The following is a 17,625-nucleotide window of genomic DNA, read 5'->3' as shown; positions in this document are numbered from 1 at the left end:
AATTCGGCCTGAGCCTGCCAGCGTGGTTGCCTCGCCGCACCGCGCTGGCTAGCATCTGGCTCTCAGCCATCGACAGCGGTTTCCCTTGAGCCCAGCAGACCTTTCACCCCAAGCGTCTTCCCACGCCCCCGTCCTGGACACCCGCTACCACGTGGAGACTCCGGAAGGCATCGATCTGCTGCTGCGTCCCGCTGGTGTCGTCCCCCGCGCCCTCGCCTACCTGATCGACCTGGGTATCCGCATCCTGCTGATGGTGGCGCTGTTCATGCTGCTGGCCTTCCTCGGCGAACTGGGCACCGGCCTCGGGCTGATCCTCACCTTCGTCATGACCTGGTGGTACATGGTGCTGTTCGAAGTGCTCAACCAGGGCCGCTCGCCCGGCAAGCAGATGATGGGCCTGCGCGTGGTACACGACGACGGCACGCCAATCGGCTGGTCCGCCTCGCTGCTGCGCAACCTGCTGCGCTTCGCCGATATCCTGCCGTTCGCCTACACGCTCGGGCTGCTCAGTTGCCTGTCCAACTCGGCCTTCAAGCGCCTGGGCGACCTCGCCGCCGGCACCCTGGTGATCTACCGCGACCCGCCACCAAGCCGCCCTCAGGTCTCGGAGGCTGTGCCCGAGCTCGCGCCTTGGCCGCTGAACCTGGCAGAGCAGCGCGCACTGATGAGCTTCGCCGAACGCGGCACGCAGCTTTCGGCCGCACGCCGAGAGGAGCTCGCCGGCATTCTGGCGCAACCGCTGGGCATCGCCCCGGAGCAGGCGGAGGCCCGCCTGAATCGCATCGCCAGCGGCCTGCTCGGTAACGGGACGGGCCACCCATGAAGCAGGCTTTCTTCGAACAGCGCCACCAGGGCGGCTGGAAACGCTTCGCCAAGCGCCTGGAGCAACTGGAAAGCGGCAAGCGCCAGGAACCGAGCGAGAAGCCCGAAGAGTTCGCCGCCGATTACCGGCGCATCTGCCAGCAGCTCGCGCTCGCCCAGGAGCGCGGCTACAGCAGCCACCTGATCGACCAGCTGCAGCAGCTCGCCATGCGTGGCCACCAGCAGTTCTATCGGCACCGCAGCCATCTGGGTGCGCGCATCCTCGGTTTCCTGGTCGCCGGCTTCCCCCGCCTGGTACGCGAGGAGTGGCGCTGCATCGCCATCGCCAGCCTGCTGTTCTACGGCAGCCTGCTGCTGATGGGCGTGCTGGTCTACCACTTCCCCGACCTGGTCTACAGCGTCATGGCACCGGAGCGCGTCGCCGAGATGGAGTCGATGTACTCGCCGGACACCACGCGCCTGGGCCCCATGAGCACGCGCGACGCCGGCGATGACTGGAAAATGTTCGGCCACTACATCATGAACAACATCGGCATCGCCTTTCAGACCTTTGCCAGCGGCCTGCTGTTCTGCGTCGGCAGCCTGTTCTTCCTGCTGTTCAACGGCCTGATCATCGGCACGGTGGCCGGCCACCTGACCCAGGTCGGCTACATCGAGACGTTCTGGTCCTTCGTCATTGGCCACGGCGCCTTCGAACTGACCGCGATCACCTTCGCCGGCGGTGCCGGCCTCAAGCTCGGCTGGGCGCTGCTCGCCCCCGGCCGCCTGAGCCGCCTGGAAGCCCTGCGCCAGGCCGCCGCCCGCGCCGTGCAGTTGATCGGCGGGGTGATCCTGATGCTGCTGATCGCCGCCTTCGTCGAGGGCTACTGGTCCTCTGTCACGCATTTCTCGGCAACGGTGAAGTACATCGTCGGCGCCTGCCTGTGGTTGCTGGTGGGCAGCTATTTCCTCCTTGCCGGACGGAGACGTCATGCGCCTGACTGACGCCAGCGTCGCCATCCGCCCGCGCAGTGCCTGGGAGGCTTTGGACCTGGGCGTTCTCCTGGCGCGCCGCCACGCCGGCGTGCTGATGGCCAGCTGGGCCATCGTCACCCTGCCGGTATTCGTGCTGCTCTCCGTGCTGCTGTGGAACTACTCCAGCTGGGCGATACTGATCTTCTGGTGGCTCAAGCCCGCCTTCGAGCGCCTGCCGTTGTACATCCTGTCGCGCTCGCTGTTCGGCGACACGCCGACGCTCAAGGAAGCACTGAGGGCCTTCCCCGGCCTGCTCAAGTCACAGCTGCTGCCCAGCCTGCTCTGGAGACGGCTGAGCCCGACCCGCAGTTTCGACCTGCCGGTGCTGCAGCTCGAAGGCCTCAAGGGCCAGGCACGCAGCCAGCGCCTGGTGGTGCTCGGCCAGCGCAATGCGGGCGGGGCCACCTGGCTGACCATCGTCGGCATGCATTTCGAACTGGCGCTGTGGCTGGGCCTGACCACACTGATGTACCTGATGCTGCCGAACCAGTGGGTGGAAGACTGGGAATGGAAGTCGTTGATCAGCGCCGCCGAAGGCGACTGGGTGTGGCTCGAGCACATCAGCAACCTGGTCTACGCCCTGCTGCTGATTGTCTGGGAACCGGTGTACGTCGCCTGCGGCTTCACCCTCTACCTCAACCGCCGCACTGAACTGGAAGCCTGGGACATCGAACTGGTGTTCCGTCGCCTGCGCCAGCGCCTGATCGGCAGCGCCTATGCCCTGCTGCTGGTGGTGGCCGGCGCCTTCGCGCTACTGCCGGCCCATGACGCACTGGCGGCCGGCGCGGAAGCCGGCGGCAAGGCCAGCCAGAGTTGCCCACTGCCCGACCAGAATCCCGACGGCCCCCAGGGTGCGCGGCTGACCCAGCAGAAACTCAACAGCGAGGACTCGCGCAGCGCCGCGGAAAGGATCCTCGCCGCGCCGCCCTTCAAGAACAGCGAGAAGGTCACCGGCTGGCGACTGAGCGAAGACAAGAAAGAGGAAAAGCCGGCTGACCCGAATGACGCCAAACGCCTGAAGAGCTTCTTCGAGGCACTGGAAAACTGGAAGGCCTTCAAGTTCGCCGCGCAAGGCATCGAGGTACTGCTCTGGGGCCTGCTGTTCACCGTCATCGCCCTGGTCATCTGGCGTTATCGGCAATGGCTGCGATTGTTCGTCGGGCGTATCGGCCTGCCGCAGAAGCCGCGCCGCGAAGCCCCCAGCGTGCTGTTCGGGCTGGACCTGGCGCCGGAAACCCTGCCCAGTGACGTCGCCAGCGAAGCCGAGCGCCTGTGGGACGAGCAACCGCGCGCCGCCCTCGGCCTGCTCTACCGCGCCCTGCTCAGCCGCCTGCTGCACGACTTCCGCGTGCCGCTGCGCGAGTCCACCACCGAAGGTGAAGTCCTTGTACGCGTGGCCGACCTCAACGACCCGCCGCTGGACAATTTCGCCCGTAGCCTGACCCAGCAGTGGCAGGCCCTCGCCTACGGGCACCGCACGCCGCAGGCCGAACTCAAGCAGCAGCTGTGCAGCGAATGGCGCCACCTGTTCGGTAACGAGGTGCCGGCATGAAGCGCGGCAACCTCGCTCTGCTGGCACTGCTCGTCCTGCTGGTGCTCGGCGGCATCGGCTACTACCTGTACCGCAACCTCGAGCCCTACACCGAGACCATCGAGCACGGCGCCTCCCCGGAAGCCCGCGCCAACCCCTATCTTGCTGCCGAGATGTACCTGCGCGGTCGCGGCATCCGCGTCACCACCGCCCGCGGCATGGAAGTGCTGGACCAGTTGCCGAGCAAGGGCCAGACCCTGATCCTGCTGGGCACCCGCGAGAACGTCACGCCGACCCAGAACGCCCGCCTGCTGGACTGGGCCAACCGCGGCGGCCACCTCATCGTCACCGCCGAAAGCCTGTGGGACGAGGACGAAGGCAAGAGTGGCGACCTGTTGCTGGATCAACTGGGCGTCCAGCAGTTCCTCACTGCCGATCTGAAGGACAAGGAGGAGGAGAAATCCACTCAGTCCGACGAGCAGACCGCTTCCCCGTCCGAGGACCGGGCGGACAACGAAACCGGCAAGGCGGAAGTGGAAGAAGAGCACCCGGACCAGGCCTCCGGCGCTACCGACAAGGCCGAGACAGAAGCCGATCCCTACCCGAACCTGACCAAGCTTTACCTGGAGAACGAGAAGGCCCCGGCCTATATCGATTTCGACACCGACTATCACCTGTTCGATTCGAAGAACCTCGCCTACGCCTGGGCCAACAGCGGCGACTCCACCCACCTGCTGCAGCTGCAGCGGGGCCAGGGCTTGATCACCGTGCTCACCGACAACTGGATCTGGCAGAACGGCGAACTCGACGCCTACGACAACGCCTGGCTGCTCTGGTACCTGGCCCAGGACAGCGCGGTTACCCTGGTTTACCGTGCCGACGGCACCAGCCTCATGACCCTGCTGATGCGCTATTTCCCGCAGGCACTGCTGGCCGCCGCCCTGTTGCTGGTGCTGGTGCTCTGGCGCAATGGCCTGCGCCAGGGCCCGCTGCAGCCCAATCCAGACCGCAGCCGTCGGCAACTGGAAGAACACCTGCGCGCCGGCGCCGACTTCATCCTCCGCCAGCGCGGCCAGCTCGCCCTGCTGCAAGGCCTGCAACGAGATGTGATGCGCCGGGCGCGGCAGCGCCAGCCCGGCTTCGACCGCCTGCCGGTCGCCGAACAATGGCAAGCTCTGGGCCGCATGACGCGCATGTCGGTCAGCGCCATCAGCCAGGCCATGCGCCCCTATCCGCAACAGCGCATGGCCGTCGCCGAATTCACCCGCCAGGTCGCGCACCTGCAAAGCCTCAGGAATGCCCTATGAGCGAACAGACGCCTGAACCCACCAGCACCACCGCTCCCAATGCCGCCGCCCAGCGCCAGCGCGCCAGCCAGCTGGCCCAGGCGCTGCGCCACGAACTGCAGAAGGCCCTGATCGGCCAGCAGGCCGTGATCGACGACGTGCTCACCGCCCTGCTCGCCGGCGGCCATGTGCTCATCGAAGGTGTGCCCGGCCTGGGCAAGACGCTGCTGGTGCGCGCCCTCGCCCGCTGCTTCGACGGCGGCTTCGCGCGCATCCAGTTCACCCCCGACCTGATGCCCAGCGACGTCACCGGCCACGCCGTGTACGACCTCGCCACCGAACAGTTCAAGCTGCGCAAGGGGCCGGTGTTCACCCACCTGCTGCTGGCCGACGAAATCAACCGCGCCCCGGCCAAGACCCAGGCCGCGCTGCTGGAAGTGATGCAGGAGCGCCAGGTCACCTTGGAGGGCCGCGCCTTGCCGGTGCCGCAGCCGTTCATGGTGCTGGCCACGCAGAACCCCATCGAGCAGGAAGGCACCTACCCGCTGCCCGAAGCCGAGCTCGACCGCTTCATGCTCAAGCTGCGCATCGACTATCCGCTGGAGGCCGAGGAACAGACCCTGGTGCGCCAGGTCACCCGCTCGGCGCGCAGCGACATGCTCGACGTGGCGCCCATGCGCGCCCTGCTCAAGGACAAGGACGTGCTGGCGCTGCAGAAGATCGCCGCCGACCTGCCCATCGATGACCAGGTGCTCGACTACGCCGTGCGCATCGCCCGTACCACCCGCAACTGGCCGGGCCTGGCGCTGGGCGCCGGCCCGCGTGCGTCCATCGCCCTGGTGCGTTGCGCGCGCGCCCGCGCCCTGCTGCGCAGCGGCGACTTCGTCATTCCGGACGACGTGAAAGGCAGCGCCCTGGCCGTGCTGCGCCATCGCGTGCGCCTGTCTCCGGAACTGGAGATCGAAGGCCTGTCGGTGGACCAGGTGCTGCAACAACTGCTCGACCAGGTACCGGCGCCGCGCGTATGAAGCCATCGCGCGCGCTCCTCGCGCTGCTCGGCGTCCTGCTGGCGATTGCCATCGCCCTGGGGGCGGCCGAAGCCCTGGACTCGGGATCGGCCATGCTCGGCCGCCTCTGGTGGGGGGCGCTCTGCGCGCTGCTCCTGCTGGCGCTGGCCGATGCGCTCTGGCTGCGCCGCACGCCCTCGCCCGAGCTACGCCGCCAGTTGAGCGGCAACCTGCCGCTGGGCCGCTGGAGCGAGATACGCCTGCAATTCCATCACCGCTACGCCCAGCCGCAACGCGTTACGGTGTTCGACCACCTGCCGGCCGGCATGGAGTTCGAATACCTGCCGCAGACCGTGGAACTGCACCCCGGTGAACAGACTGAACTGGGCTACCGCGTGCGCCCGCTGTCCCGCGGGCATTTCGTCTTCCAGCGCTGCGAGATCGAGCTGTCCAGCCCATTGCGCCTGTGGAAGGGCCGGCGCTACCTGGAACAGCGCGACGAAACCCGCGTCTACCCGGACTTCGCCCGCCTCTACGGCGCCGAACTCATGGCAGTGGACCACTGGCTCAACCGCATCGGCGTGCGCTCCGGGCAGCGGCGTGGCCTGGGCCTGGATTTCCACCAGTTGCGCGAGTTCCGCGACGGCGACACCCTGCGGCAGATCGACTGGAAGGCCACCGCACGCAAGCGCACACCTATCGCCCGCGAATACCAGGACGAGCGCGACCAGCAGATCCTCTTCCTGCTCGACTGCGGTCGGCGTATGCGAAGCCACGACGGCGACCTCTCGCACTTCGACCATTCGCTCAATGCCAGCCTGCTGCTGGCCTACGTCGCCCTGCGCCAGGGCGACGCCGTAGGCCTGATGACCTTCGCAGGCGATCAACCGCGCCACCTGCCGCCGGCCAAGGGCAGCGCCCAGCTCACCGCCCTGCTCAACAGCGTCTACGACCTGCGCAGCAGCCAGCGCCCGGCGGACTACCCGGCGGCCGTGCAAGCCGTGCTGACGCACCAGCGTCGCCGCGCGCTGGTGGTGATAGTGACCAACCTGCGCGACGAGGATGACGAGGAACTGGTGGCGGCGGTGAAACGCCTCGGACGCCAGCACCGCGTGCTCGTCGCGAGCCTGCGCGAGGAGGTGCTGGACCGCCTGCGCCAGGCGCCGGTGGAAGGTTTCGAGGAAGCCCTGGCGTACTGCGGTGCGGTGGATTACCTGAACGCCCGCGCCGGCCTGCACGAGAAGCTGGCGGCCCATGGCGTGCCGGTGCTCGACGCGCGGCCGAGCCAGCTGGGGCCGGAACTGATCAGCCGTTACCTGGGCTGGAAGAAGGCTGGCGCGCTGTAACAGCGCGCCACGACCGGACACCAACTCCCTGGCGTCCCACACCGTGCAGATCGGTCAGCGCGTCCTGCGCTTCAGACCGACTCCACCTGCCGGCGAAAACTGAAATAACGGCGCAGCGCGTCGACCAGTTCGACGTACTCCGTCGGCGCCGCCGCCAGGCTGAAGCCCGAATCGTAGTTGCCCGGATTGACGTCCTCGCGACACCACTGGCAGGTGGCGGCGAACTCGATCAACTGCAGCTTGCCGTCGTGCCCGGGGATCTTCAGGCGCATTTCGAAGCGGCCACCTACCAGCATCGGCAGCTGGCTGATGAGGAGCAGCCCGTCCAGCGACACGTTGCCCAGGTAACCCATCGGTTTGTCGGTGATGCTGTTGAACACCTTCAGGTAGTAGGGCAGCTGATGGCGCTCGATATGTCGTTGATGACGCATAATGGCGTTTCGCTATGAGATATCGTCCAGTATGACGATGCTGCCCGCCGGGGGCCAGTCCTAACGACAACCTTCCGCCAGTCGTGCGCTAAGCGCCTGACGAGCGGCGTCAACCTGTGCATCGCTGTAGTAAGTCCTTTCGCCGTTGCCATCCTGCGTGAAGTAACGCCCACCATGACTGATCGACTCCAGGTCATGGCGCCACTTCGCACACTGCTGGTCCAGCTTGGCCTGCTGCTGCGCCGCCTGGCTCTGGGCGGCCGCGCTTTCATCTCGACGCGCATCGTAAAAGCGGCGGGTACGTTCCTCCCGCTCGCGAGTCGCCGCGTCACGTTCGACGACCTGCGGCTTGACCTCGACGCGTTGCGCCCCCGGCGGTGGTGTTTCGCTGAAGTGCACCTTTCCCTGAGCGTCGGTCCAGCGGTAGATATCCGCCGAAGCGAGCAGGGGGAAACACCAGGCGCAAAGCCACAGGGCGCGCATTCGTACCTCCTTGCACAAAGCACTCAAGAGATTAGCCAGCTATCGGCCTGGCTCAAGTTCGCCACCGACCGGCGGTCAGGGGGTAGCCGGGTAGGTACGCGAATCGCCGGGCAGCCGACCGTTGAGACGCAGTGTCTCCAGGCGTGCCTTGGCCCGGTAAGCATACTCGCTGGTGGGGTAGCGGGCGATGATGAACTGGTAGGTCTGCGCCGCGTCGACGTAGAACTTCTCGCGCTCCAGGCACTGCCCGCGCAGCATGGAGATTTCCGGCTGGATCCACGGCCGCGCGCGGGCCTTGCGCTCGGTCTCGGACAGTTCCAGCTGCACGCGCTGGCAGTCGCCGCTCTTGTACGCGCGGTAGGCGTTGTTCAGGTGATAGTTCATCGACCAACTGGTGCAGCCGGTAACACTCAGCGCCAGCAGCGCGAGGAAAAGGGTTCGCATGGGCATATCCTCCGTTGGGAAGTGTATCGGCCCGTCTTGGCCGTACTGTAGCCCGCCACTAGACTCACGTGGACTTCGCCCTGGCGCAAAGGAGTTGCCATGCGTTTCGTCCCTGCCCTGCCCCTCGTCATGCTGCTGCCCTGGCTCGCCGCCTGCGCCCCAACCACACCGCTGTTCGTCGCGCAGATCACCACCGGGGAGGTCGCCGAGTACAAACAACTCAAGAACAAGCGCATGACCGCCGCCGTGGAAGAGGAAGGCGACCTGCTCACCTACAGCGCCCAGGCCATCCGCGATGGCAAAAGCAGCGAAGCCGAGCAGCTCTACCTAACCGGCTACGACAACACCCGCTACGGGCCGGAAGTGCGGGCGATCGCCCTGTACCAGATCGGCCTGATCTACATGAGCCGCTACAACGACCAGCGCGATGACCAGAAGGCGCTGGACTACTTCCAGCGCATCGACCGCGAATTCCCCGGCACCCAGGCCGCGCAGCATGCCGATGCCCGCGAACTGGTCATCCAGCAGCGCGCCAAGGACCCGGTGCAGAAGACCGCGAAGCAGTTGCTGGCCGACTGGCAGCCGCAGTACAACCTCGACCTCAACAAGCCCACCCTCGACCCGGACATGACCCTGCTGTCGCGCCGCGCCGTACTCAAGGGGCGTGTCGACGAAGCCGCGCAGCTCTATCTGCTGGGCGCCAACGACCCGGCCATTCCGCCGGACATCCGCGAGAAGGCGCTCTACCAGCTGGGGTTGATGTACATGGCCCCGGACAACCCCCGCCCGGACCGCGAGAAGGCCATCGCCTACCTGCGCCGCCAGCTCGCCGAATTCCCCAACGGCGAGCTGGCCGACAAGGGCGCCCGCCATCTGGACCGTGCGCTGAACCAGACCTCGCCACGCAGCTGACGGCAAACCCGGCGCGCGCCGCTGAGCCACATCAAGGCGCGCGGCAGGCGCCAGTGTCTACGCTTGCTCTGCATTGAGCGCAGAGCAAGCGAGGACTCCGCCATGAAGCTGCAGCACCTGCTCGTCATCATCGACCCGATCCGCGAGGACCAGCCCGCCCTCACCCGCGCCCGCTGGATTGCCCAGCGCTGCGGCGCGCGCCTGGAGCTGCTGGCCTGCGAATACAACCCGGCGCTGGACAACGCGCTACTGCTGGAGCGCGGCGACCTCGACGCCGCCCAGCGCAACCTGCTGGACGAACGCCTGGCCTGGCTGCAAGCGCTGGCCGAGCCGCTGCGCGACGGCGGCCTCGATGTGCACTGCCAGGTACGCTGGGGCAAGTCCCTGCACCACCAGGTCGTCCTCCACTGCGAGCAGACCACGCCCGACCTGGTACTCAAGTCCGCGCACCACCACAACTTGCTCAAGCGCCTGTTCCTCACCAACAACGACTGGCAACTGATCCGCCACTGCCCGCAGCCGCTATGGCTGGTGCAGCATGGCGAGTGGGCCGGCAGGAACCTTTGCGCCGCCGTCGACCCGCTGCACATCGGTGACGCCCCGGCCGCACTGGACCACCGGCTGATCACGGTGGCCCGCGAACTGGAACAGCGCCTGCAACTCGACGCCCATTACCTGCACGCCTATATGGCCCTGCCGCACACCCTGGCGTTCAACGCCGAGCTGCTGGCCGACTACGATGACTATGTGCTGCGCACCGAGGCGCATCACCGCAAAGCCTTCGATGCGCTGCTGGCCAGTTATCCACAGATCGACCGCGCACGTACTCACCTGGGCCAAGGCTTCGCCGAGGAAGTCATCCCCACCTATGTGAAGGAACACGGCATCGACCTGCTGCTGATGGGCTCTGTCGCCCGCGGACAGCTCGACAACGCACTGATCGGCCAGACCGCCGAGCGGGTCTTCGAGGAGGTCGAATGCGATCTGCTGGTGATCAGACCCGGCCCCTGAGAGAGCCACCTGAAAGAGTCATCTGAAAGAGAGTAAGATGGCGCCCTGGCTGCCTCGGACCCGCTCTCGGGGCAACCTGACCGCTGCTTTCCCCTAGGAGTCCCGCATGTCCCTTCGCCGCACCAAGATCGTCGCCACCCTCGGCCCAGCCAGCAATTCCCCCGAAGTACTGGAACAGCTGATCCTCGCCGGGATCGACGTCGCCCGCCTGAACTTCTCCCACGGAACTCCCGACGAACACCGCGCTCGCGCCCAACTGGTACGCGACATCGCCGCCAAGCACGGCCGCTTCGTGGCGCTGCTGGGCGACCTGCAGGGTCCGAAGATCCGCATCGCCAAGTTCGCCAACAAGCGCATCGAGCTGGCGGTCGGCGACACCTTCCGCTTCTCCACCAGCCACCCGCGCACCGAAGGCAACCAGCAGGTCGTGGGCATCGACTACCCGGACCTGGTCAAGGACTGCGGCATCGGCGATGAGCTGCTGCTGGACGATGGCCGCGTGGTCATGGTGGTGAAGGAAGTGAAGGCAGACGAACTGGTCTGCGAAGTCCTGATCGGCGGCCCGCTGTCCGACCACAAGGGCATCAACCGTCGTGGCGGCGGCCTCACCGCGCCGGCCCTGACCGAGAAGGACAAGGCCGACATCAAGCTGGCCGCGAGCATGGACCTGGACTACGTCGCCGTGTCCTTCCCGCGTGACGCCAAGGACATGGAATACGCCCGCAGCCTGCTCACCGAAGCCGGCGGCACTGCCTGGCTGGTGGCCAAGATCGAGCGCGCCGAAGCGGTGGCCGACGACGAAGCCCTCGACGGCCTGATCCGCGCCAGCGACGCCGTGATGGTGGCCCGTGGCGACCTCGGCGTGGAAATCGGCGACGCCGAGTTGGTCGGCATCCAGAAGAAGATCATCCTGCACGCGCGCCGCTACAACAAAGCGGTGATCACCGCGACCCAGATGATGGAGTCGATGATCCACAACCCGATGCCCACTCGCGCGGAAGTCTCCGACGTGGCGAACGCCGTGCTCGACTACACCGACGCCGTGATGCTGTCGGCCGAGAGCGCCGCCGGCGAATACCCGGTGGAAGCGGTCAAGGCCATGGCACGCATCTGCGCCGGCGCCGAGAAGCACCCGACCACCAAGAAGTCCAGCCACCGCATCGGCCAGACCTTCGAGCGCTGCGACGAGAGCATCGCCCTGGCCACCATGTACACCGCCAACCACTTCCCGGGCATCAAGGCGATCATCTGCCTGACCGAAAGCGGCTACACCCCGCTGATCATGTCGCGCATCCGTTCCTCGGTACCGATCTTCGCCTACTCCCCGCACCGCGAAACCCAGGCCCGTGTGGCGCTGTTCCGCGGCGTGGAGACCATCCCCTTCGACCCGGCTGCGCTGCCGCCGGAACGTGTCAGCCAGGAGGCCGTCGACGCGCTGCTACAGCGTGGCGTGGTGACCAAGGGTGACTGGGTAATCCTGACCAAGGGCGACAGCTACACCGCCCAGGGCGGCACCAACACCATGAAGGTGCTGCACGTGGGCGATCTGCTGGCCTGATCCTGCGTTCGGAGCAAAAAAAGGCCGCCCTTCGGGGCGGCCTTTTCATTTCCGTTGCCGGGGCCTTGTTGGAGCGAGTTTGCCCGCGAACCAGGATTGCAGCGGGGGCTTGTTCGCGAGCAAGCACTGGGCGTGCCCCTCGGTCCTACAAGGAACAAAAGCTCACGCTGCTCAATTCCTGCTCAATCCGCGCCAGGCCCTATCGCGCCTGGCTCGCAGCGGTTGCACCAGAGCTTATCCACAGCACCTTCCACATCTTATGTGGGCAACCTTCCGTGCATCGCTCAAATACCGCTCAATCCCCTGCAGGCCACAGCCGGCGTGGCCTGGCCGGGTTGCCCCAAAGCTTATCCACAGCGCGTTCCACAGATTGTGTGGGCAAGCTTTCTCGGCGATGCAGACCAATCGCGGACAAAGTCCGCTCCTACGCCACCGGGGGTCCGGTTGGTGTTCCCTGTAGGAGCGAGCTTGCTCGCGAACATCCTGCCCAAAGGCACCGATACCAATCCGTAGGGCGTACAACCGTTCGCGGTTGTACGCCGACAGGCAGCGCTTAGAGGAACTTCGAGAAATCCGGCTGGCGGCGCTGGGTGAAGGCGCTCAGCGCCTCGTGGGCTTCGGGCGAATGCAGGCGCTGGACGAAATGCTGGCCCTCTTCTGCCACAACGCGGCGCAGCTCTTCGATGAAGGGCGCTTTCAGCAGGCGCTTGCTCAGCGCCACGGCGGCTGGCGGCAGTTGCTGGAAGGTCTGGCAGACCTCGCGCGCACGCTCCAGCGCAGTAGCGCCATCTTCCAGTGCCTCGTTGGCGATGCCGTAGGCCACGGCCTGCTCACCGGTGAAGCCTTCGCCGCGCAGCAGGAGGCTGGAAGCCTTCACCGGGCCAACCAGGCGCGGTACCAGGAAGCTGGAGCCGAACTCCGGGCAGAGGCCCAGGTTGACGAAAGGCATCTTCAGCTTGGCGCCCTTGGCGATGAACACCTGGTCGCAATGCAGCAGCAGCGTGGTGCCGATCCCCACCGCCGGGCCAGCGACGGCAGCGACCACCGGCTTGGTGAACTCCATCAGCGCGCGCATGAAGCGGAACACCGCGCTGTCCGGGCCACTGGGCGGTTCCTGGAGGAAGTCGACGATATCGTTGCCGCTGGTGAAGCACTCGGCGTTGCCGGTGATCAGCACCACGCGCACCGAACGATCCTCCTGCGCCGCTTCCAGGGCGTCGGCGAGACCGGCATACATGCTGCGGGTCAGCGCGTTCATCTTGTCCGGACGGTTCAGGCGCAGGGTCAGCAGGCCCTCTTCGCGCTCGACGAGAATCTGTTCGCTCATGGCAATTCCTTGTTGTTTTTGAGTGGAGCGACCGGTTCAGGCGTGGGGCAGGAACAAGTCGGCCAGGGTCTGGCCACGGGGCACACCGCAGAGGTAAAGACGGCGGGCGAAGGCATCGACGCTGGCGGGATGGCCGCAGAGTAAGGCGAGGGTTCGCCGCGAAACAAGCCGGAGTTGCGCCAAAACCTCGGTCGACTCGGCCGTGGTCATCAGCGTCACGTCCAGCTCCGAGTGGCTGGCGACCAGGGTTTGCAGGGGTTCGGCGAGGTAATGGCCAGCGCGGTCATGGGCCTGGTGAATGACGCGGATCGGCCCGCTGTGATGCTGGCGCAGTGCCTCGCGCAGGACGCCCCAGAGCGGCGCCAAGCCGGTGCCGGAAGCCATCAGCAGCAAGGGTCGTTCGTGCCATTCCGGGTCGTAGTGCAGCGCACCGCCACGCAGCTCTCCCAGACGAAGAGCGTCGCCAACCTTCAGCCCACGGGCAAAATCGGCGAAGGCGCCGCGCTCGCGGCAGTCGATGTGGAACTCCAGCCAGGGATCGAGCCCCGGCACGCTGGCCAGTGAATAAGGCCGCGCCACACCGTCGGCGCTCCAGAGGATCAGGTGTTGCCCGGCGCTGTAGCGCAGCGGGCGTTGCGGGATGAGCCGAAGACGCAGGACATCGAGGGCCGGCCAGTCCAACTCGGTGACGGTGGCGGGCAGGCCGTCGCGCTGCGGGACGAAGGTTTCCACCGCAATGTCGTCGACCACCCGGCACTGGCAGGACAACCGCCAACCCTCTTCACGCCGCGCAGCATCAAGGGCGTCGGGTAGCGCATCGAGGACTTCGCCCTGCGTGCAACGCACCAGGCAGGCATGGCAACTGCCGGCTCGGCAGCTGTAGGGCACGGCGACGCCGGCCCCGCGCAGAGCATCGAGCAGGTTGACTCCGGGACTTACCGAAAAGCGTTGCGATCCGGCCCGTATCTCAGGCACGCGTCCACTCCCATGCGGCATCGCAGCGGTTGCGTCCGCTGCGTTTCGCACGGTAGAGCGCCTGGTCGGCCCGTTGCAAGGCCTCGTCGAGGTCGTCGTTGGCGTCGAGCAGCGTCATGCCCGCCGACAGGCTCAGGCTTTCGATGTTCACGCCCACCGGTTCCGCCGCGGCATAGGCCAGCCGCAGGCGTTCGCAGCAGGTGGTCAGGCGATCGGCATCGGCGTTGGGCAGCAGCAGGACGAATTCCTCGCCGCCGTAGCGTGCCAGCACGTCGCCTTCTCGCAGGCAGGCCCGCGCCACAGCGGCGAAGGTCTGCAGCACGCGGTCGCCGGCGGCGTGGCCATGGACATCGTTGATGCGCTTGAAGTGGTCCAGGTCGATCAGCGCCAGGCCGTGGCGCTGGCCTTCGCGCATGTCCTCCAGGGCACGACCGGCCAGACGGAGGAAATGCCGGCGGTTGAACAGCCCGGTGAGTTCGTCGGTGGCCACCAGGTCCTCGAGCTGGCGCATCATGCCGCGCAGCGTGTCCTGGTGCGCCTGCAGCGCATACCGGCGCTGGCGCATGCGTTGGCGCAAAGACTGTACGTAGCCGGCAAACAGGCTCAGCCAGGTGAGCACGATGAACAGCACCAGCAACTGCAACACGGCCTGGGCCGGCAGTTGCAGGCGTTGCTGGAAGGCTTCGTGGAGGTTCAGGCCGGCGAAAGCGATGAAGGCCAGCGCCGCGCAGCGGGCGAACACCCTGGGCTGCAACTGGAAGACGCCGAACAGCAGGATCAGCACGTAGAGCACCATCAGCGTGCCGCGCGCGGTATCCACGTTGGCCAGGAACAGGGTGTGCCAGACCACCGCCACCAATACCTGCGGCTCGGTCATGCTCGGGTCGGTGAAGCGCTGGTTGCGCCCGGTGAGGAACAGCCAGCCGAACACCAGCTGACTGCCGGCGACCAGCAGGGTGCAGGTCAGGGCGAAGCTGACGGGCGCGCGGTAAAACTCGCCGAACACGGCCAACCACAGCAACAGCAGCGCCAGGGCATAGGTCCCGAGGGCCATGCCGAATCGCCTGATGAGTAGTTTTTGTAAGGCGTGCTGCTTCAGAGGTGGTTTCAGCGTGCTCATGGGGCTCCGTCCCGTAATGGCACCTGGCCTTCACTCTACTATCAAAGCGCCCCAGTGCCTAGCCGATCGGAATGTGGGCGGCCCTGGCAAGGATCAGAGTCCATTTGGGACCAAGGTCGGATCGCTGGCGGGTGCGCGGCAAGCAGCCGCGGCGGTATACTACGGCGCCTTTTTTCGCCGCAGCCGTGTCGGCGAATTCCCGATGTAACAGGCGAGAGCCTGTACTACCCGCCTGACTTTCCTGCCTGAAGAGGACCGTGCTCCATGGCCGTGATCAAGCAAGACGACCTGATCCAGAGCGTCGCCGATGCCCTGCAGTTCATCTCCTACTACCACCCGGTTGATTTCATCCAGGCCATGCATGAAGCCTACCTGCGTGAAGAATCGCCGGCCGCCCGGGACTCGATGGCGCAGATCCTGATCAACTCGCGCATGTGCGCCACCGGTCACCGCCCGATCTGCCAGGACACCGGTATCGTCACCGTGTTCGTCCGCGTCGGCATGGACGTGAGCTGGGCCGGCGCCACCATGAGCGTCGACGACATGATCAACGAAGGCGTGCGTCGCGCCTACAACCTGCCGGAGAACGTCCTGCGCGCCTCCATCCTGGCCGACCCGGCCGGCGCGCGTAAGAACACCAAGGACAACACCCCGGCGGTGATCCATTACTCCATCGTTCCCGGCAACACCGTGGAAGTGGACGTCGCGGCCAAGGGCGGCGGCTCCGAGAACAAGTCGAAGATGGCCATGCTCAACCCGTCCGACTCCATCGTCGACTGGGTGCTGAAGACCGTTCCGACCATGGGCGCCGGCTGGTGCCCGCCGGGCATGCTCGGCATCGGCATCGGCGGTACCGCCGAGAAGGCCGCAGTGATGGCGAAGGAAGTCCTGATGGACGAGATCGACATCCACGAGCTGAAGGCTCGCGGTGCGCAGAACAAGATCGAGGAAATGCGCCTCGAACTGTTCGAGAAGGTCAACCAGCTGGGCATCGGTGCCCAGGGCCTGGGCGGCCTGACCACCGTGCTCGACGTGAAGATCATGGACTACCCGACCCACGCCGCCTCGCTGCCGGTCTGCATGATCCCCAACTGCGCCGCCACCCGCCACGCGCACTTCGTGCTCGACGGCTCCGGCCCGGCCGAACTGGAAGCGCCGTCGCTGGACGCCTACCCGGAAATCGTCTGGGAAGCCGGCCCGTCCGCGCGCCGCGTCAACCTCGACAGCATCACCCCGGAAGAAGTGCAGAGCTGGAAGCCGGGCGAGACCATCCTGCTCAACGGCAAGATGCTCACCGGCCGCGACGCTGCGCACAAGCGCATGGTCGACATGCTGAACAAGGGCGAAGAACTGCCGGTGGACCTGAAAGGCCGCTTCATCTACTACGTCGGCCCGGTCGATCCGGTCGGTGACGAAGTGGTTGGCCCGGCTGGCCCGACCACCGCGACCCGCATGGACAAGTTCACCCGCCAGATCCTCGAGCAGACCGGTCTGCTGGGCATGATCGGCAAGTCCGAGCGCGGCCCCATCGCCATCGAAGCGATCAAGGACAACAAGGCCGTCTATCTGATGGCCGTGGGCGGCGCCGCCTACCTGGTCGCCCAGGCGATCAAGAAGTCCAAGGTCCTGGCCTTCGCCGAACTGGGCATGGAAGCGATCTACGAGTTCGAAGTGAAGGACATGCCGGTGACCGTCGCGGTCGACACCAATGGCGAGTCGGTGCACATCACCGGCCCGGCCATCTGGCAGAAGAAGATCGCCGAGAACCTGGCGGTGGAAGTGCAGTGATCACTGCGTGACCGCTCCATGAAAAAGCCCGGCCATGCGCCGGGCTTTTTCATGGGTGGCATGTGGGGGTATGGCGCGGCGGCAAGCCGATCGCGGATAAATCCGCTCCTACAACAGCCGGCAGCACCGGCGTTCTGTTGTAGGAGCGAGCTTGCTCGCGAACGGAGTTCCCGGCAGCACCGGAGCTAAGCGGTTCGCGAGCATGGACTGGGCGTCCCCTCGCTCCTACAAAAAAGCGGGCCGCAGGGCTCAGGCGCTGCGCGGCACCCGGTTCAGCTCCACCACATTGTCACGGCGCTGGGCGAGGAAACGCGTGCAACTCACCCGCAGGAAGGAAGCGAAGTTCACCACCTCCCCGCGGTAGTCCATCACCTCGTCGTAGAGCTTGGCGATCAGCTGGTTGGTGGTCATGCCGTCCACCTCGGCGATCTCGCGCAGGATGTCCCAGAACTGGTTCTCCAGGCGCAGCGTGGTGACCACGCCACGGATGCGCAGCGAGCGGGAGCGCGACTCATAGAGAATCGGGTCGGCCTTTACATAGAGTTCGCACATGGACGGCTTCTCCAGCTT

Annotated in this window: 17 protein-coding genes; 10 read left to right on the top strand and 7 right to left on the bottom strand. The window is 66.3% G+C overall.

Features of this window, described 5'->3' with window-relative positions:
* Positions 1–85: 85 nt before the first annotated feature.
* From G4G71_RS08275 to G4G71_RS08250, 6 genes are read left to right on the top strand one after another with little or no spacing between them, the layout of a single operon-like run.
* Complete coding sequence (locus G4G71_RS08275) at positions 86–823, top strand: RDD family protein (protein WP_240964888.1); 738 nt, start codon at positions 86–88, stop codon at positions 821–823.
* Positions 820–1,806 (top strand): stage II sporulation protein M, encoded by a 987-nt coding sequence (locus tag G4G71_RS08270; RefSeq protein ID WP_169936729.1) that lies wholly within the window; start codon positions 820–822, stop codon positions 1,804–1,806. The genes G4G71_RS08275 and G4G71_RS08270 overlap by 4 nt, the downstream gene beginning before the upstream one ends.
* Positions 1,793–3,388 (top strand): DUF4129 domain-containing protein, encoded by a 1,596-nt coding sequence (locus G4G71_RS08265; protein ID WP_169936727.1) that lies wholly within the window; start codon positions 1,793–1,795, stop codon positions 3,386–3,388. Before G4G71_RS08270 ends, G4G71_RS08265 begins: the two co-directional genes overlap by 14 nt.
* Complete coding sequence (locus G4G71_RS08260; protein ID WP_169936725.1) at positions 3,385–4,674, top strand: DUF4350 domain-containing protein; 1,290 nt, start codon at positions 3,385–3,387, stop codon at positions 4,672–4,674. The genes G4G71_RS08265 and G4G71_RS08260 overlap by 4 nt, the downstream gene beginning before the upstream one ends.
* The gene (locus G4G71_RS08255; protein ID WP_054908619.1) at positions 4,671–5,681 is read left to right on the top strand and encodes an AAA family ATPase; all 1,011 of its coding nucleotides are present in this window, start codon (positions 4,671–4,673) and stop codon (positions 5,679–5,681) included. Before G4G71_RS08260 ends, G4G71_RS08255 begins: the two co-directional genes overlap by 4 nt.
* On the top strand, positions 5,678–7,006 hold the full coding sequence (locus tag G4G71_RS08250) for a DUF58 domain-containing protein (RefSeq protein ID WP_169936723.1): 1,329 nt from the start codon (positions 5,678–5,680) through the stop codon (positions 7,004–7,006). The genes G4G71_RS08255 and G4G71_RS08250 overlap by 4 nt, the downstream gene beginning before the upstream one ends.
* Positions 7,007–7,077: 71 nt before the next feature.
* On the opposite strand, the gene G4G71_RS08245 is transcribed toward G4G71_RS08250, so the two are convergent.
* The 3 genes from G4G71_RS08245 to G4G71_RS08235 form a co-directional block, all read right to left on the bottom strand.
* Entirely contained in the window at positions 7,078–7,437 is a 360-nt protein-coding gene (locus tag G4G71_RS08245; protein WP_024762632.1) for a PilZ domain-containing protein, read from the bottom strand.
* A 60-nt stretch (positions 7,438–7,497) separates the two neighbouring features.
* Positions 7,498–7,920 carry a DUF4124 domain-containing protein gene (locus tag G4G71_RS08240; RefSeq protein ID WP_169936721.1) on the bottom strand — a complete coding sequence of 141 codons (423 nt, stop codon included), beginning with the start codon at positions 7,918–7,920 and terminating at the stop codon, positions 7,498–7,500.
* 75 nt (positions 7,921–7,995) lie between these two features.
* Entirely contained in the window at positions 7,996–8,364 is a 369-nt protein-coding gene (locus G4G71_RS08235) for a lipoprotein (RefSeq protein ID WP_024762630.1), read from the bottom strand.
* Positions 8,365–8,463: 99 nt separating this feature from the next.
* On the opposite strand from G4G71_RS08235, the gene G4G71_RS08230 reads away from it, so the two are divergent.
* The 3 genes from G4G71_RS08230 (at position 8,464) to pyk (ending at position 11,845) form a co-directional block, all read left to right on the top strand.
* The gene (locus G4G71_RS08230; protein WP_169936719.1) at positions 8,464–9,276 is read left to right on the top strand and encodes an outer membrane protein assembly factor BamD; all 813 of its coding nucleotides are present in this window, start codon (positions 8,464–8,466) and stop codon (positions 9,274–9,276) included.
* A 102-nt stretch (positions 9,277–9,378) separates the two neighbouring features.
* Positions 9,379–10,287: a universal stress protein gene (locus tag G4G71_RS08225; RefSeq protein ID WP_169936717.1), complete on the top strand. Its 909-nt coding sequence runs from the start codon at positions 9,379–9,381 to the stop codon at positions 10,285–10,287.
* A gap of 106 nt (positions 10,288–10,393) precedes the next feature.
* Entirely contained in the window at positions 10,394–11,845 is a 1,452-nt protein-coding gene (gene pyk / locus G4G71_RS08220) for a pyruvate kinase (protein WP_169936715.1), read from the top strand.
* 553 nt (positions 11,846–12,398) lie between these two features.
* On the opposite strand, the gene G4G71_RS08215 is transcribed toward pyk, so the two are convergent.
* The 3 genes from G4G71_RS08215 to G4G71_RS08205 are packed head-to-tail and all read right to left on the bottom strand — an operon-like array spanning position 12,399 to position 15,267.
* Positions 12,399–13,172: an enoyl-CoA hydratase-related protein gene (locus G4G71_RS08215; protein WP_169936713.1), complete on the bottom strand. Its 774-nt coding sequence runs from the start codon at positions 13,170–13,172 to the stop codon at positions 12,399–12,401.
* Between the two features lie 36 nt (positions 13,173–13,208).
* Complete coding sequence (locus G4G71_RS08210) at positions 13,209–14,147, bottom strand: iron-sulfur-binding ferredoxin reductase (protein WP_169936711.1); 939 nt, start codon at positions 14,145–14,147, stop codon at positions 13,209–13,211.
* A complete protein-coding gene (locus tag G4G71_RS08205) occupies positions 14,140–15,267 on the bottom strand; it encodes a GGDEF domain-containing protein (RefSeq protein ID WP_169936708.1) in 1,128 nt (375 codons plus the stop codon). The genes G4G71_RS08210 and G4G71_RS08205 overlap by 8 nt, the downstream gene beginning before the upstream one ends.
* A gap of 264 nt (positions 15,268–15,531) precedes the next feature.
* On the opposite strand from G4G71_RS08205, the gene G4G71_RS08200 reads away from it, so the two are divergent.
* On the top strand, positions 15,532–17,055 hold the full coding sequence (locus tag G4G71_RS08200; RefSeq protein ID WP_045211043.1) for a fumarate hydratase: 1,524 nt from the start codon (positions 15,532–15,534) through the stop codon (positions 17,053–17,055).
* A 249-nt stretch (positions 17,056–17,304) separates the two neighbouring features.
* On the opposite strand, the gene G4G71_RS08195 is transcribed toward G4G71_RS08200, so the two are convergent.
* Complete coding sequence (locus G4G71_RS08195; protein WP_017519692.1) at positions 17,305–17,607, bottom strand: ribbon-helix-helix domain-containing protein; 303 nt, start codon at positions 17,605–17,607, stop codon at positions 17,305–17,307.
* Positions 17,608–17,625 lie beyond the last annotated feature (18 nt).

The organism is Pseudomonas multiresinivorans (genome assembly GCF_012971725.1).
GTDB classification, from domain to species: domain Bacteria; phylum Pseudomonadota; class Gammaproteobacteria; order Pseudomonadales; family Pseudomonadaceae; genus Pseudomonas; species Pseudomonas multiresinivorans.
Note: the sequence above shows the minus strand (reverse complement) of the source record. Positions and strands in the feature narration are given on the sequence as shown.

Bases quoted from the DNA above. Each gene is read 5' to 3' on its own strand.
- G4G71_RS08200 (WP_045211043.1), top strand. From the start codon at position 15,532: ATGGCCGTGATCAAGCAAGACGACCTGATCCAGAGCGTCGCCGATGCC.
- G4G71_RS08245 (WP_024762632.1), bottom strand. From the start codon at position 7,437: ATGCGTCATCAACGACATATCGAGCGCCATCAGCTGCCCTACTACCTG.
- G4G71_RS08235 (WP_024762630.1), bottom strand. From the start codon at position 8,364: ATGCGAACCCTTTTCCTCGCGCTGCTGGCGCTGAGTGTTACCGGCTGC.
- G4G71_RS08260 (WP_169936725.1), top strand. From the start codon at position 3,385: ATGAAGCGCGGCAACCTCGCTCTGCTGGCACTGCTCGTCCTGCTGGTG.
- G4G71_RS08240 (WP_169936721.1), bottom strand. From the start codon at position 7,920: ATGCGCGCCCTGTGGCTTTGCGCCTGGTGTTTCCCCCTGCTCGCTTCG.
- G4G71_RS08230 (WP_169936719.1), top strand. From the start codon at position 8,464: ATGCGTTTCGTCCCTGCCCTGCCCCTCGTCATGCTGCTGCCCTGGCTC.
- G4G71_RS08255 (WP_054908619.1), top strand. From the start codon at position 4,671: ATGAGCGAACAGACGCCTGAACCCACCAGCACCACCGCTCCCAATGCC.
- G4G71_RS08195 (WP_017519692.1), bottom strand. From the start codon at position 17,607: ATGTGCGAACTCTATGTAAAGGCCGACCCGATTCTCTATGAGTCGCGC.
- G4G71_RS08205 (WP_169936708.1), bottom strand. From the start codon at position 15,267: ATGAGCACGCTGAAACCACCTCTGAAGCAGCACGCCTTACAAAAACTA.
- G4G71_RS08265 (WP_169936727.1), top strand. From the start codon at position 1,793: ATGCGCCTGACTGACGCCAGCGTCGCCATCCGCCCGCGCAGTGCCTGG.
- G4G71_RS08270 (WP_169936729.1), top strand. From the start codon at position 820: ATGAAGCAGGCTTTCTTCGAACAGCGCCACCAGGGCGGCTGGAAACGC.
- pyk (WP_169936715.1), top strand. From the start codon at position 10,394: ATGTCCCTTCGCCGCACCAAGATCGTCGCCACCCTCGGCCCAGCCAGC.
- G4G71_RS08225 (WP_169936717.1), top strand. From the start codon at position 9,379: ATGAAGCTGCAGCACCTGCTCGTCATCATCGACCCGATCCGCGAGGAC.
- G4G71_RS08250 (WP_169936723.1), top strand. From the start codon at position 5,678: ATGAAGCCATCGCGCGCGCTCCTCGCGCTGCTCGGCGTCCTGCTGGCG.
- G4G71_RS08215 (WP_169936713.1), bottom strand. From the start codon at position 13,172: ATGAGCGAACAGATTCTCGTCGAGCGCGAAGAGGGCCTGCTGACCCTG.